The 16,237-nt window shown below is 44.1% G+C and carries 12 protein-coding genes; 2 read left to right on the forward strand and 10 right to left on the reverse strand.

Annotation, left to right across the window (positions count from 1 at the left end; genetic code table 11):
* Nucleotides 1-418 precede the first annotated feature (418 nt).
* The 10 genes from NNC77_RS09875 to NNC77_RS09920 form a co-directional block, all read right to left on the reverse strand.
* A complete protein-coding gene (locus tag NNC77_RS09875; RefSeq protein WP_228121585.1) occupies nt 419-703 on the reverse strand; it encodes a DUF2442 domain-containing protein in 285 nt (94 codons plus the stop codon).
* Nucleotides 642-896 (reverse strand): DUF4160 domain-containing protein, encoded by a 255-nt coding sequence (locus tag NNC77_RS09880; protein ID WP_117586454.1) that lies wholly within the window; start codon nt 894-896, stop codon nt 642-644. Before NNC77_RS09880 ends, NNC77_RS09875 begins: the two co-directional genes overlap by 62 nt.
* Before the next feature lie 171 nt (nt 897-1,067).
* On the reverse strand, nt 1,068-2,084 hold the full coding sequence (locus NNC77_RS09885) for a branched-chain amino acid aminotransferase (RefSeq protein WP_254970766.1): 1,017 nt from the start codon (nt 2,082-2,084) through the stop codon (nt 1,068-1,070).
* 312 nt (nt 2,085-2,396) lie between these two features.
* Entirely contained in the window at nt 2,397-3,287 is an 891-nt protein-coding gene (locus NNC77_RS09890; RefSeq protein ID WP_254970763.1) for a carbohydrate kinase family protein, read from the reverse strand.
* 47 nt (nt 3,288-3,334) lie between these two features.
* A complete protein-coding gene (locus tag NNC77_RS09895; RefSeq protein WP_118079346.1) occupies nt 3,335-4,486 on the reverse strand; it encodes an MFS transporter in 1,152 nt (383 codons plus the stop codon).
* Between the two features lie 163 nt (nt 4,487-4,649).
* A complete protein-coding gene (locus tag NNC77_RS09900) occupies nt 4,650-6,368 on the reverse strand; it encodes a DUF4980 domain-containing protein (protein ID WP_254970758.1) in 1,719 nt (572 codons plus the stop codon).
* A gap of 44 nt (nt 6,369-6,412) precedes the next feature.
* Nucleotides 6,413-8,149: a RagB/SusD family nutrient uptake outer membrane protein gene (locus NNC77_RS09905; protein WP_254970756.1), complete on the reverse strand. Its 1,737-nt coding sequence runs from the start codon at nt 8,147-8,149 to the stop codon at nt 6,413-6,415.
* A gap of 31 nt (nt 8,150-8,180) precedes the next feature.
* A complete protein-coding gene (locus NNC77_RS09910) occupies nt 8,181-11,294 on the reverse strand; it encodes a SusC/RagA family TonB-linked outer membrane protein (protein WP_254970755.1) in 3,114 nt (1,037 codons plus the stop codon).
* Nucleotides 11,295-11,472: 178 nt separating this feature from the next.
* On the reverse strand, nt 11,473-12,987 hold the full coding sequence (locus NNC77_RS09915) for an AraC family transcriptional regulator (protein WP_254970754.1): 1,515 nt from the start codon (nt 12,985-12,987) through the stop codon (nt 11,473-11,475).
* Nucleotides 12,984-14,750, reverse strand: coding sequence for an ATP-binding protein (locus tag NNC77_RS09920; protein ID WP_254970772.1), 1,767 nt, complete (start codon nt 14,748-14,750; stop codon nt 12,984-12,986). The genes NNC77_RS09915 and NNC77_RS09920 overlap by 4 nt, the downstream gene beginning before the upstream one ends.
* A 162-nt stretch (nt 14,751-14,912) precedes the next feature.
* On the opposite strand from NNC77_RS09920, the gene NNC77_RS09925 reads away from it, so the two are divergent.
* Nucleotides 14,913-15,077, forward strand: coding sequence for a hypothetical protein (locus NNC77_RS09925; RefSeq protein ID WP_254986878.1), 165 nt, complete (start codon nt 14,913-14,915; stop codon nt 15,075-15,077).
* A 661-nt stretch (nt 15,078-15,738) separates the two neighbouring features.
* Nucleotides 15,739-16,125, forward strand: coding sequence for a LytTR family DNA-binding domain-containing protein (locus NNC77_RS09930; RefSeq protein ID WP_254970749.1), 387 nt, complete (start codon nt 15,739-15,741; stop codon nt 16,123-16,125).
* Nucleotides 16,126-16,237 lie beyond the last annotated feature (112 nt).

Raw genomic sequence — 16,237 nt, forward strand, 5'->3', positions numbered from 1 at the left:
TCCTCACTCGCTTGCTTTATGCCGATTTGGCAACTTTGTGCAAATCTACTCATTCCCAACTGTTTACGTTCCAACCTCTCTTATTCTCCTTTGGCTGCTTTAGAGCTTTATGTTAAAAATCCTAACTCATAGCTTCTTCCCCCGCAACTCTATGACTTATGCCCCGCAAAGCACAGAGACGGGGAAAAAAGAGCGAGGGGTTAACAGGTTAACAGTTAACACCCCAAAAATGCATGGTCCCCCCACACACATATAAAAATAAGTATATATATATTATATTATAATAAGGTACGCGCGAGGGGGAGTATCGAAAAAACAGCTGTTAACTGTTAACTCTGTTAACCCCCAGGCATAAAAAGGCAGAAAGCCTCTCAGCAAAACGATACTGAGAGGCTTTCTGCCTTTTTTATTTGAGACTCTATAAAACTTCCATTTCATTTCTCTTCATAATAAGAGGATAACGCTCAGGATGCTTTAAACTCTCTATTTCTAAATCTACATCCAGTTTAGGCCACTCTATGGCATTCCTTCCACTCATCTGCACATCAAGAGCATCAGAAATACATGCATTCTTCATCCAAGGAATCCGATTATAAGATATGAAATAATCGTTTCCTTTCACAGAAAGCATAATGCCTTTATCATTTATCATCAAGACGCTTACCTGTGTGTCTTGCGAATTTGATTTTAAAATCGTCTCCATAATCTTTAAGTATTTTTTCTATAAAACTTAATTCTTTAGTATTGAATCCGAAATTTTCTGCTAGTTCAATATTGGGTTCAAGCCAATACTTAGCTTCATTTTCGGCCTTAACGACATGAATATGCATTCTCTTTTCCTCATTGGAATAGATCTTGAACACAAAGCCATTTATTTCTTTAAATTTAGGACTCATATCCTCTTTATTTAAGAAGTTATATTTCTGCGGGCAAAGTTACGATATTTTTATGAAACTTCCAAGAAAAAAGACATAAAAAAAGCACTCCAAGGAGCGTGAACTCCTCAAAGTGCCCTGATCATAATTATATTTCTAATATTGGTTTTTACGCAATAAAGAAGTCATTGATTACTCAATAACTACGGTTGTCCAACCATGCTTGTCCTCGATGGTACCATACTGCATTCCGCGGAGCGTATCATAGAGGTGCTTAGAGATAGGACCTGGCTTCTCACCGAAGTTGTAGCGCTTGCCTGTATCCAAGTCATCAATGTAGCTGATAGGACTGATTACGGCAGCAGTACCGCAAGCACCAGCCTCCTCGAAAGTATCCAGCTCATCCTCAGGAATCTGACGGCGCTCCACCTTCATACCGAGATCCTCAGCCAACTGCATCAGACTCTTGTTGGTGATAGAAGGGAGGATAGATGTACTCTTAGGAGTAACGTATGTATTATTCTTGATTCCGAAGAAGTTGGCAGCACCACACTCATCCATGTATTTCTTCTCCTTGGCGTCGAGATAGAACTCGCATGCATAACCCTTCTCGTGAGCGATATTGTTGGCTCTGAGAGAAGCAGCATAGTTTCCACCAACCTTATAGATACCTGTTCCGAGAGGAGCAGAGCGGTCGAAATCACGGATGATGACGTATGGGTTGGTAGAGAATCCACCCTTGAAGTATGGACCTACTGGAGTTACGAAGATAAGGAAGCAATACTCCTTAGAAGGATGAACACCCACCTGAGCACTTGTACCGATGAGCAGCGGACGGATATAGAGCGTAGCACCACTCTCGTAGGTAGGAATCCACTCCTGGTTGAGGCGAACCACCTTCTTCACCATTTCCTCGAACATTTCTGTAGGCACCTCTGGCATCAGAATGCCGCGACATGTGCTCTGCAAGCGCTTAGCGTTCTCGTCCATACGGAACACGCGCACCTTACCGTCTGGGCAACGATAAGCTTTCAAGCCCTCGAATGCCTCCTGGCCATAGTGCAGACAGGTTGCAGCCATGTGCAATTTCAAATACTCATCAGAGCAAACTTCTATTTCGCCCCATTTGCCGTCGCGATAGTAACAGCGAACATTGTAGTCAGTCTGGCGATAGCCAAATGACAAATTAGACCAATCTAAGTCTTTCATAACATCTATATTTTTAATGTTCTACTAATATTTTAGATGCAAAAGTACAAAATAATCTATTAATCTGCAACTCTTTTATAATATTTTTAATGAAAACGTTATCTTTTTATTCATTTCTGCCATTTTGAGGCATCATTTTACCATTTTAGGGGGTTCTTTTATTGTAATTGAGAGATTGTATTTCTGAAAATGAAAAAGCTGCACCCATTCTTCGCAAACAGGATGCAGCTTACTAACTAACATTAACTTTAAATCAACTATTCTTTAAACCTATCATCTTATATTGCTATATAACCAATAGGGGAAGCGGGGTTAACGGGTGTATTCCTCGGGAATCTGAGGCATCGCTCCATTCTGGGTACAAACGTAGGCACTTACCTTTACGGCAAGTTCGTGAGCCTCCTGAATACTCTTGCCCTTCAGAATGCTGGCACAGAAAGTACCGGTGAAGCTATCGCCTGCACCTACGGTATCAGCCACCTCAACCTTTGGAGTCTCCTGGAATGATTTCACGCCTGGAGCGAAGACATAACTGCCGTTTACACCGCAGGTCAACACAAGCATATCGAGATTATACTTGCCGAGAATCAGCCAGCACTTGTTCTCGATATCCAAACCTGGATAACCAAAGAGACGTCCGATGGTAATCAACTCCTCATCGTTAATCTTCAACACATTGCAGCGCTTCAAGCTCTCGGTAATCACCTCAGGAGTATAGAAGTTCTGACGGAGATTGATGTCGAAAATCTTCAGACAATCCTCTGGAGTATGGTCGAGGAACTGATAGATGCTCTTACGGCTAACCTCACTGCGCTGAGCCAGAGAACCCCAGCATACAGCACCTGCATTGGTAGCAATCTCCCTGATATCACTGGTGAACGGGATATTATCCCAAGCCACACCCTGCTTGATATCGTAAGTAGGAACGCCCTCCTTGTCGAGCTGCACCTGAACTGTACCGGTAGGATAATCTACTTCAGGCATTACATACTTCAACTTCTTCTCATCGAGAATGCGAAGGGCTGTTTCGCCCAAGGCATCCTTACCCACAGCACTCACGGCTACAGAATGCAAACCATGCTGACCTGCGTGGTAAGCGAAGTTGGCAGGAGCACCGCCGAGTTGAGAACCACTAGGGAGAACGTCAAAGAGGATTTCGCCCAAACCTACACAATATTTTGTATTTAAATTCTTTGTTTCCATAATTACATCTTATTATATACGATATAAACGATTGCGGATGATTTATATTATAACTTGCGGATATAAGTGAAGAGATAAAGTACACCAACTGCCATGACAGCCACAGCACCAGCCTGACCCCAAGTATCGCTGGCAAAGCCCATAATCAACGGGAAGACGGTACCACCGAAGAGTCCCATGATCATCAGTCCACTCACCTCGTTCTTCTTGTCAGGCATGGCAAGAAGTGCCTGAGAGAAAATCATGGAGAAGACGTTTGAGTTGCCGTATCCCACGAGGGCGATGGCGATATAAAGCATCGTCTTGCTCTCGCCTACCCACATGCCTATCATACTCAGAGCCATCATCACTACGCTGATGACGAAGAAAGTGCGGGTCTTCATCATGCGGAGGAAAACAGTACCGGTGAAACATCCGATGGTACGGAAGATGAAGTAGAGCGATGTAGCGAAGGCAGCCTCGTTCAGCGTCCATCCCAGACGCTCCATCAGAATTTTAGGAGCTGTGGTATTGGTACCTACATCAATGCCTACATGGCACATGATACCGATGAAGGAAAGCAGCACGATAGGTTTGCCAAGCAACTTGAAGCACTCGCCAAAGCCGGAAGCCTTACCCTCGTTCTTCTCCTCCTCGATAGGTGTACCAGCCAGGAAGAAGGTAGCTGCGATTCCGATAACCATATAGATTGGGAAGAGAATTCTCCAGCCTAAACCAAAGGTAGGAATGCTTGCCATGGCGCCCCACATAGCGATGTATGGAGCCAGGAAGGAAGCTATCGCCTTGACAAACTGACCGAAGGTCAATGTGGATGCCAGGTTCTGACCTGATGTCACCACCGAAACCAGAGGGTTCAGGGATGTCTGCATCAAGGCATTTCCGATGCCGAGCAATGAGAACGACACGAGCATCAGCTCAAAGTTTTCGCCAAAGATGGGCAAAAGGAGTGAGATAACGGTAACGAGCAAAGACAGGAGTACTGTCTTCTTTCTACCTATCTTATTCATCAGGATTCCCGTAGGAACCGAGAAGATGAGAAACCAGAAGAATACCAGCGATGGGAACAGATTGGCTGTTGCATCATTGAGGTTGAGATCTTCCTTTACGTAGTTGGAGGCGATACCTACCAAATCTACAAATCCCATGGCGAAGAAACAGAGCATCACCGGGATGATTGATAACTTTGATGATTTATTCATAATTGTTAGCGTTATTGTTTCTATTTTGCTGGTGCAAAGGTAGCGATAAACGATACAATATATCATAAAATATCGTTCATCGGCTACCATTTATGTTGCATTGTTACATCAGTAACACTCTTAGAAACAATAGTGTTATAGATTCAGTTCTTAACAGATGAGGTTACTTGATGTCGTAAACCTGATACTTACCCTTTCCCTTTACAGTAACCTTGTTGTAAGGCTTGCTTGGGAACACGAGATTGGTCATAGACATCTTGCCGTCAGCATCCAGTGCCTCGATGCTGCTCTTGTCAATGAAGATGCGCAGCTGGCTGATCTTGCCATAGGTTGGAGCCTTGGTGACTGCAGCGAAGTCCTTGCTGAAATCTACCTTACCGCTCTTGGTTCTATCCATTGAGAAGGTTTCTGCCTTGGCATCGTAGTTCATCACTACCTTCTCGCCCTTGTCGTTGCTCAAAGTGATAGTAGCATTTCCCTTCAGATTCACTACCATCTCGCAAGATTCTGTGAGTTTCTTGCCAGCCTTCTTGCTTCTTGCCGCAGTCATCTCTGGAGATGGAACCACGCTGCAATAAGTTTCACCCTTATACTCGAAGAGACCTAAATCGCGAGGAATAGAGTTGCCTGAACGGTACTGCTGGGTAGGAACCTGATTAGCATACTGCCAGTTGCTCATCCAAGCGATAGCCACACGGCGACCTTCTGGTGCGTTATCAAAAGTAACTGTAGCATAATGATCCTTTCCGTAATCCATCCACTTGGTTACCTCAGGCTTGCTCTCGCAAGTAAACTTATAACCATCGAAATCGCCTACGAAATACTGGGTTGCTGAACCACCGGATGGACCACCAGGATTGATGTTGCAGATGAGCATCCACTTCTCCTTATCGGTGCCACGAACCTTCAGCTTCATCAGGTCTGGGCATTCCCAAACACCGCCGTGGTTACCATACTTCTCACCAAAAGAGCTTTCGTATTTCCAGTCCTTCAAGTTATCTGAAGAATAGATTTCCATGTGCTGACCGGCAGCCAGAATCATATTCCACTTCTTGATGTCCTCGTTCCAGAACATGTGAGGGTCACGGAAATCAGGCACAGTGCTGGTGATGATCGGATTTCCCTCATATTTGGTAAAGGTCTTGCCGTTATCTGTACTGTAAGCCATGCTCTGGGTCTGGTTTTCTGCAGCAGAAGTATAAAGTGCAACCACAGCATCCTTTCCGAAACCCGAGGTATTGTTCTTGTCAACCACGGCAGAACCGCTGAAGATGGTACCTACAGCATCTGGCTGGATAGGAGTACCCTGGAACTTCCAGTGAACCAGGTCGGTGGAAGTAGAATGTCCCCAGGTCATATTCTCCCACTGTGATCCGTAAGGATTATACTGGAAATAGAGATTCCATACACCATCCTTATAGAACATACCGTTAGGGTCGTTCATCCATCCGTAAGCAGGAGTGTGATGGAAATCCGGACGATACTGTTCGCGATTCTTCATATCGAAAGCATCAGAGAACTTCATCTCCTTCCAGCAAGTGAGGGCATTCAGTCCTTCCTTACTATAATCGCCATTGACATGGATATCGAGAGCCAGGCCTTTCAAGCCAGCAAACTCATCCATATAGAGAGGTACGTAATAATCTACGTGGTCTTTAGCCAACTTCACATTGAGGGCTTTCACCTGCTTGTTGTTGGCAATCACCTTAATATTGGCTATCTCTGCATTTTCCTGCACAGGAAGCAAGAGACACTTTTTGCCCTGATTCTCTACGCTAATGCGATAAAGGCAATGGTTATTGCTCAAGAAGGAAGCCTGCTGGGCATAACTGGCGGTGAAACCGCAAAGAGCGACAAGCGCTGAAATAAATATCTTTTTCATTGTCTAAGTGTCTGAAATTATTATCTAAAAATACCGATAGGTAATTACTCATATCCCTTGTTCTGCTTATAAAGACCAGGAATGTAATACAGCTGGTTATATGGAACCGGATAGAACTCGTTCTTGCCAGGAGTAAACTTGGCATCCTTCAGGTATTGAGCGTATGTCTGCTCTCCATACTGATCTTTCTTCTCAGATTCGAAATACTTGTTCAATGTCTCAGAAGCAATGCCCCAGCGGCGCAGATCGAAGAAACGGCCGTTCTCCATCGCCATCTCCAGGCGACGTTCCCAGCGCAGGCACTTTCTTGCGGTCTCCTTATTCTGGAAATAAGACTCCGGATAAAGGGCTATATCACATTGATCCTTGGCATATTCAATATGCTTATCCACAGAATTCTTGGCTCTCTGACGGATATCGTTGATGATGGTACGAGCCTCAGCCAGACGGCCCAACTCTATCAAAGCCTCAGCGCGCATCAACATGATGTCGCTATAACGGAGCACATAGTCGTTCATGGCAAACGCCTGCCAAGAGCCATTGAAAGTTTCACCCTTAGAACGCTGTGGTACTTCCTTCAGAGAGGTATAGTAACCATAAACGTTTGGTGTACGAGAGTTGGCCGTAGTCATCGTGTATCCTGACTCATATTTATATGGGAAGGTAGGCATTCCTACTGTATGGAACAAACGTGGATCCCATTTCTGACTATTAGGCTCACCATTTACAGGATAATCACAAGTCTTGTTGTAGTCATCAAACTCAGGAAGTCCGTTCTTGGTCTTGAAGGCATTCACCAAGTTCTGTGAAGGCTTGTGGAAATCCCATCCGCAAGACCACATACCCCAACAGCCATTCAGCACGTTAGACCAGTTGCCACGTCCGAAGGTGGTATGGTCCTCGCTATAGTCGGAAGCCTGGACAGCAAAAACTGACTCCTTGCTGTTCTTATTGTCAGGCAGGAAGATGTCGCCGAAGTCTGCCATGTAACCATAGTCTGAATTCTTCACCACATCAGTATAGTCGACAACCTTCTGCATATACTCCTTATTAATATGGTCAACACCATCGGTTGCCTCATATCCATCACCCCAGGCAATGGTAAGATAACACTTAGCCAGATAACCTGCGGCAGCAATCTTGTTGACACGACCGCCATCCTTCTGCTTAGCAGGAAGTACATCGTATGCTGCCTGGAAGTCAGCTATCACCTTCTGCCACAATTCCTCGTAAGTAAACTGAGTGTTTGATGTGCTCTCTGTTGTTTTATCCTCATAAACCTTCTCGTCTATCCAAGGAATCTGACGATACATGCTAAGTAACTTGAAATAGAAATGAGCACGGAGGAAGCGAACCTCAGCCTCACGCTGCTTGGTTACCTCAGCACCCAGTGTGCTCTCACCATTCTGCTGTAAAGAAACCAAAGCACGGTTGCAACGGGAAACGGCACAATAGAGACGATACCATAACTCGTCGAGTTCGCCCTTAGTAGAGGTCAAGGTACTCCAGATCTCCACATCGTGATAACCGGTGTCACCGGTGCCACCGCCACCCTTCAAGCAATCGTCTGAAGAAAGGTCACCGTATGGCCAAAGGTTGAATGGGTAAGAATACCAACAGTCGCCCAACATCGCATAGGCACTGTTTACCATCTTGTCTGGCTCGCTGAAAGCCTTGTCTTCATCAACCACAGCTGTTGGGGTGTAATCCAGGAAATCATCACAACTGGTGAATGTTCCTACCAGTGCTGCTGCAAGCACCATTGTATATAACTTTTTCATCTTAGAATTCTCTTTAAAAATATGAAACATTTTAGAAACCTACCTGAAGTCCGAATGATACGGATGTTGAAAGCGGATAGTTCCAGTTTGGATTCTCTGGGTCTGAACAGGTCAGGCTATTGCTCTTGATGGTCAAAAGATTCTGACCTGAGAGATAGACACGGGCACTTGTCATCTTCAACTTAGAGAGGATGCTGCTTGGGATGGTGTAACCCACCTGCAAGGTACGCAACTTCAAGTAAGATCCATTCTCAACGTAGTAAGAGGAAGCACGACCCTCATCGGCTGTGTTCATGGTGCTCAGACGTGGGATAGAAGAACCGGTATTGTTGGTATTCCAAGCATCGAGCAAACGGGTTCCCTTGTTAGAACCACCATCAGTAATAGCCCAGAAGTCGGTCTGGAACTTTTGGTTGTTATACACATCCTGGTCATAGACACCCTGCCAGAACATACTGAAATCAAAGCCCTTGTAGTTGAGAGCAATATTCAAACCATAAGAGAAGGCTGGCACAGGGTCGCAAATCCAAGTCTGGTCATCTGAAGTAATTCCATTTTTACCATCTAAGTCCTTGTATTTCAATCCACCGACACGTGCGTTTGGCTGTCCAGACTTATCTACTTCTTCCTGATTCTGGAAAATTCCATCGGCTACATAACCTACGATAGAACCATATGACTTGCCACTCTGCACCAGGTTTTCCGTAGATGTGTGAGCGTAAGCACCTGTTGTTGTTGCTGGCAAATAAGTAACCTTGTTGCGGAAGAAATCCAGATTGCCGTTCACGTCGATGCCAAGTCCATTAGCCAAGGTCTTGCGATAGCCCACGGTGAACTCCATACCCCAGTTGCGGAGCGAAGGACCATTCTGCCATGAATTTCCACCTTCACCAGTTGCACCCAGATAAGCAGGATTAATCAACATATCCTTTACATTCTTTATATAGGCATCCACTGTACCATAGAGGGTGTTGCCAAACAGGGTGTAATCCAAACCTACGTTATACTGGGTAGCAGCCTCCCATTTCAAGTTAGGGTTAGCCAACTGTGTGGCACGATAACCAGAAGGGAAGGTACCTGAACCTTGCAGGAAGAGGTCGTATGCAGTAGAGGTTACACGGTCTAATCCGTAATCCACTACATAAAGACCAAACTGTGCATTGTTGTCGATAGCCTGGTTACCTGTCTGACCCCAAGAGAGTCGCAACTTGGCATCATCCAACCAATCCTTCTTCAGGAGATTAGAGAATCTGAAACCGAGTGATGCAGCAGGGAAAGTACCCCAGCGATGTGCCTTACCGAAACGTGATGAACCATCATGACGGATGGTGAAGGAAGCCAGGAGGAGATCATCCCAGTTGTAGTTCACCTTTCCGAAGAAAGAAGCCAGGCGATAGCCTACCTTTGCACCCGAGTTACGCATCGTTCCTGTTGCAGCATTTGGCCACATATAATCTTTATCTTCCAGCGCATAGCCTTCTGAATAGGCTGAGAAATCGATAACCGACTGCTTGGAAAATTCCATACCACCGAGTACATCAATGTTGTGCTTGCCTATCTGGGTAACATACTGGGCGGTGTTAGACCATGTCCAGTTAGTCTCATTGTTATTCGAGAGCGTAGTCTTGGCGATGTCATTGTTGACAATATCGGAATGATAAGTATTCGTCATCGCATTGATAAACGATGTCTTGAAATCCAGACCGAAGTTAGAACGCAGGGTCAATCCCTTGACAGGTTTCAATTCTACGAAGGCATTACCGAAGATGCGCCAGTAGTCGAGGTGGTTATTGCGGTTCTGATACTGCTCACGACAAGGGTTCTGACGGTCGGCCATACTTCCTACAGGACCAGCGAAGGTCTTGCCATCTTCTTCGTAAACCGGAACGATGGAAGGCATCTTCAAGGCATTCTCCATCGGATGGCAATCTACCTGAGAGGTATAAGTCAATGTCACATTCTCACCTACGGTAACAATCTTGTTCAAATTCCAAGAGGTATTCAAACGAGCTGAGATATTCTCAAAGTCGGTATATTTCAAGACTCCCTCATTGTTCTTGTATCCCAAGGAGAACATAGCGCTATGCTTGTCATTGGCATGAGATACTGAGAGGTCGTAGTTCTGAGAGAAACCTGTGCGAGAGATTTCATCGAGCCAGTCGGTATCTGAGAATCGCATGGTCTTCTTGGCATTGATGTAGCCATCATATCGACCATTGATAGTATAGTTCTGATACTGGTTGGTAGCAGGATTCCAAACGGTGATTGGAGTACCAGAGGCCGCATTCAAGTCGATGCCGTAGTTGGCAGCATAAGCTACAGGATCGAGTCCATCGTTCAGGGCTGCCTGAGCCATCGCAGTAGCATACTGGCTGGAGTTCATCAGCTTCATCTTCGACTGGTTGGAATAGAACTGTGCAGTGAGGTTGGCAGAGAAGTCAACAGCAACCTTGCTACCCTTCTTACCTTTCTTGGTGGTGATGATGATGACACCATTCGATGCACGGGAACCATAGATAGAAGCCGAAGCGGCATCCTTCAAAACCTGCATACTCTCAATATCATTTGTATTGAGGGTATTCAAAGCCATATTGGTAGGCACCCCATCTATGATATAAAGCGGATCCTGAGAAGAGTTGAAAGAACCGATACCACGAATACGCACGGTTCCTGAACCAATAGGAGAACCATCGGTAGTAACAGTCATACCAGGAACACGACCCTGCAAAGCACGCATCGGGTCAGTCTCTGAACTTGTCTTCAGGTTCTTGGTTGAAACCACAGCCACGGAACCGGTCAAGTCAGCCTTCTTCTGAGTGGTATAACCTGTTACAACTACTTCCTGCAAGTCGTTGGCATCTTCCTGAAGTGTTACCTCCATATTGTCTGAAGCCTTTACTTCTTGCGTCTTATATCCAATATAAGATATAACAAGTGTGGAACCAGGAGCACATTCTACATGAAAGTTACCATCAAAGTCGGTAACAGTACCAGTCTTTGTGCCTTTCACCATGACAGATGCACCAATGACTGTCTCACCAGCAGCATCTTTCACAATGCCATTTACATTTACCTGTTGTGCACTAGCTACGGTGCAAACAGTACAGAGCGCAGAGCTCATCAGTAATCTTGAAAGATTGTTCATACTATTATAACGTTTTAAGTTTCAAAATTGTTTTATTTTAATTTCTGCCGCAAAATTAGGCAAAGATTGGATATGAGAATAAAAAAAATCGTTCCTGCAACAATAATTATGTTACATGAAACGATTTTCTTATCTTTTGCTAAGATTTTAAAGTACTTATTTTAAAGGAGTTAGAAAACTATTTCTTTTTAGATGCCTGTTCATTTCTAAAATCGGTAGGAAGAACTCCAAACTGCTTCTTGAAACAGGAAGAGAAATAGCCCGGTAACGCAAAGCCTACTTCTGCCGAAACTTCAGAGATTGTCTTGTCTGTTTGCTGCAAGAGGGTATAGGCTCTCTGCAGGCGCATCTCTTTCAAGAGCTCGGCAGGCGTTTTTCCTGTCATAGCCTTCACCTTGCGATAGAGCTGCACCTTGCTCAACAGCATCTGGGCTCCCAAATCATCCATCTTCATATCAGCATTGCCCATATTTTCAAGGATCTTCTTCTTGAAACGGTCCATGAAGTAACGATCACTCTCATCCAGATGATTCAGTTCAGCAACCCAACCCTCCTTGTTCTCGATGAAGCCACGAGCCACGGTTTTCTGTTTCTGCAGCTTCTTTCTATATACCTTATATATATAGTAGATGACAAAGAGCAGAACCAATACGATGACGATGGCAACAATAATCATCCATTTCTGAATACGGGAAACCTCTGAATAAGAATCAAGACTGTCAGAAATCTGATCCAGATTCTTCATCTTGGCTTCCAAATCCTGATATTGTAGAGCGATGGCATCGCAATTTTCAGGGGTAGCAAGAAATGATTTCATCACATTATCCTTCTTATAGGGTTTACCCTGAAGGATATTCATAGCCAATTCCATAATCTTTTCGCCCTGGGTAGGATAGACATAAGAAGCAGCAAAATGCCCCCTCTTCACTCTATCCACTCCTTCCCAGATACCAGGCAATCCATCAATGCCCACTATCAGCATCTGCTTGTATATTCCTCGTCTCTCTGCTTCCTGAAAGGCTCCTATGGCACTGAGGTCATTATGTCCGAACACACCATCCGCATGTCCGCCTTTATCCAGATATTGTTTCATCAACTCCTGGGCACGCTCCATCTTCCAGTTACTGTCCAGGGTAACCACCTTGATTCCCGGATAATTCTTCATCACCTCGTGGAAACCACGATGGCGCTCAATGACAGGGGAAGCATCCTTCAAGCCCGTAATCTCAACAACGGTACCTTTTCCATCCAGTTTACTGGCAAGAAAACGGGCTACTTCCCTACCCGCTTCTACATTATCACCACCGATGGAAGCTGTATAATGGGGTGTCTTTACCTTTCTGTCGAAGAGGATAACCGGGATATGCGCACGATAAGCTCGCTCGATGGCAGGAGTTACATCATTCACATTATCAGGAGCCACAACGATTAAATCTACCTTCCTGGCTATCATGCTGTCTATCTGGCGAGCCTGGCGCTGCCCGTCATTCTCTCCCGTGGAAAACAGCAGATCAACATTCTTATATTGATACTGCGCCAGTCGCATCTCATTATTCACCTTCTCGCGCCAAACTCCGCCGCAACATTGCGACACACCAATCACCATCTTCTTCTGGGTGCATGAATCCAGAAGAAGAAGCATACTACTAAGTAATACTATTAAGATAATATAGAGTCGTTTCATTGATTTCATACTTCTTCCATCCGTTTAAGTTCCCACCCCTCAAACTGCATGATGATGAGATGGAGTTTTGTGCCTTGGCGCAAAGCCTCAACCCTTGGAGCCTCAGCATATCGATGAATCTGTTCTACAGCCTCACGCCACTGTTTCTCTGCCTTGGTCATAGGCTTGCCATCTTCCGTAAACTCACCTTCAACTATCGCAGAGAAATCTTTCTTAGAAAGAACCTTCAATTCCAGAATGTAGCTATGCTGACTGGCATAATGGGTAAGGTCTGGCAAAAGGAAGAAATCACAATAGCCATGATTCAACTCCAACTCTGGAGCCGTGATATAATAATCATTCAGATTCAGATAAGCCATGAAGAATCCCTGCAGGTTTCGCTCAGCCTCAATGCCATCACGCACCGATGAAACCTTGGCATAGGCATCTGCCATGAAGCGCAATCCTTCTTCCCACTTACCATCGTATGCCATGTCATAATAGTAATCGGTGAGCTGGTTGACATCCACATAAGCCTTTGCCTGATACTCCTCTTCCAGATAACCATAATACTGCTTGCGGACATTATTGTTTGGAATGCCCAGAATGAGCTTGGAGCCACGAGTTCCCTTGATGGTCAACATGCCATAATAGAACAGAAGACTTGGGAATATCTCTGCCTTTGGAATCTGATACGCAGAAAACGACTCATAAAGCTGGGTAACAATCTGCTCCTCTTCTGCTATCTTGCGGATAATGCCCTTACGCTCTCCATCCAGCTTGTCAAACTGCAAGAGTTTCTTCATCTTGCCGTAATCGGTACGGGTATTCGGGTCAATCATCTCTTCAGGCGGACATCCGGCATCCATATAATTGCGAAGGTAATAAAGAACCATATCACAATTAAACATACGAGTTTTCTTCTTCAATGCCTGTTTAGCAAAGCAATAATTATCATACCATGGCTTCATATCATTGACGATGGCATCAATATCACTATCGGCAGGAATACTACCATGTTCTTTATAATAGGTAAACATCTCCACCACATCAGTGGTAGAGAAGCCCAGCATCTCATCAAACTCCGGCTTGATAGAAATGTTCCAACCTATATTGAATCCACTCGTCACATCATCCAGGGTTACAGGGCTCACACCCATCATGAAGATACGCTCAAAATTACCCTTGAACTTTTTGAAGACATCACGATAAAAGCCGTCGGCATGGGTAATCGCATGATACACATTCTCACCACGTTCGTTGAGTATGACATTCGTGAAGTTGTCATACTCATCGATGATGAGATACAGATGATACTGGTGCGCCTTGGCAGCCTTGAATATCAGTTCCATCTTTTCCTCGAAATCTTCCTGCGCCAGGATTTCTTCCATCTCTGCCTGATAATATTCTGAGTATTGACGGACAAAAGCATCGAGGTTGATGCTGAGATAAGAATTAAACTTCGTCTCAAGCTTGTCGATATTACCCGTAATCTGGGAGAAATCGAGGAACAGCACCTGATACTTTCCCTGCAAAGGAGTAGGATGCTGGCCTATCCACAGATTTCCAAAAAGACTCTGGAACTTATGGCTCTGCGTACAGTCATAGTAAGAATAGAGCATACTCAAGAATATGCTCTTACCAAAACGACGAGGACGGATGAAGAAGAGATTGCGAGGCTGCTTCTCCAGCTCCGGGATAAACATCGTCTTATCCACATAATATAGATTCTGCTCTATTACCGTAACAAAATCTGCCACCCCATAAGGTAGTAGTTTTACTTGCTGTTCCATCATGATCTATCTTTAAAAACACTATCTGTGTGCAAAGATAGCATAAAAAAACGAAAAAGCCACAGTTTGCTTTTACAAACTGCGGCTTTTATTATATTTTATCCGAAACACACGTTCCTACCATACGACTTTCTTGTTGCCCATAATATAAATGTGTCCTTTTTGTGGCACAAGGACTTTTCTTCCCGAGAGGTCGAACAGAGTACCCTTGCCAATTCGCAAGGCGAGGTATGTGATGAGGAAGAGGCTATCTATTACACCTTCGGACCTGGGAAGGCGCAGAAAGTTACAGATGTCATCAAGAAAAAAAGTCCTGAGACATCATAAGAAAATGCTTCATTACCAAAATAAACGTCTCCAAAAGTGCGTTTCTCAAATTTTATTTGTACTTTTGCCGTGTCATTCAGAACTTTGTTTTATTTTTGCAGCACGATAATAAACAAAATGTCTGGATATGGCAAGCATCCCAGTGCACCAACAGAGTAGCTTAGGTACTCTGATAAAGAAGATAAATGATAGTGCTGCGTTAATTAAATAAATCAGATTCAACATGTCGTTTCTAACTCGAACATATCCTTTTAAACAGAGTAAACACTTGCTAAAAGATAGTAGCATCTTTGGCTTCATCATTTGGGTAATTTTATATTTTCTGCAGCCATTTGGACTCTGCTTATATCAAGGTAACAAATGCTTTGTTGCTACATTATTCGGACTGGTAACTTTTGGATGCCACATAACATACGCTGCAACGATATTGAAGTATTTGCATCAAACTATCAAGCCCTGGCGTATCTGGCATGAAGGAGTAGCTATACTCGGACTGATTTTCATCATTGCCTTCGGTAATTTCCTCCTATTCTCGTACTTGTTTCATTATACGATTACATTCAGTCTGTTTCTCTTGTTTCTAAATTGGACTATTATCATAGGCATATTTCTTACGACATTATCTATCGGAATGCAATACAACAGAACATTACGAGAGAGAATGGAAGAGTTGTTGCGCAATACAACAAAGGAACAGGAAGAAGTATCTATTACCATCCATGATACTAACGTAAGAGGAAACGATCTGTCGATTGCCATCAACGATCTACTTTATATCGAAGCACAGAAAAACAATGTATCCGTCTGTTTTCTAAAAGAAGGTAATGTTGTTGCTGTTGATATCCATACAACTCTAACCCATGCTCTTGAAGAGTTGAAAGAGTTTGAGAACATTTTCCAATGTCACCGTTCTTTTGCTGTCAATGTGAATAATATCACTTCGGCACGAGGCAACTCAAATGGTTATCAACTGACTCTCGGAAATTGCACAAACATCATACCCGTTTCCCGAAAATTTGTGCCCAAGTTAAAGACTTATCTTACATAGTTATTTGTCCTTCAACTTAGTTATTCGGCATCTTAACTAGCTTTCTATCATAAGTTTTAGTTGTATATCCTAAGAATTTGGTAACTCCAGTTTCATGCAGTATCTTTGCGGC

It is taken from the genome of Segatella copri (genome assembly GCF_024330485.1).
Taxonomy (GTDB): Bacteria; Bacteroidota; Bacteroidia; order Bacteroidales; family Bacteroidaceae; genus Prevotella; species Prevotella copri_L.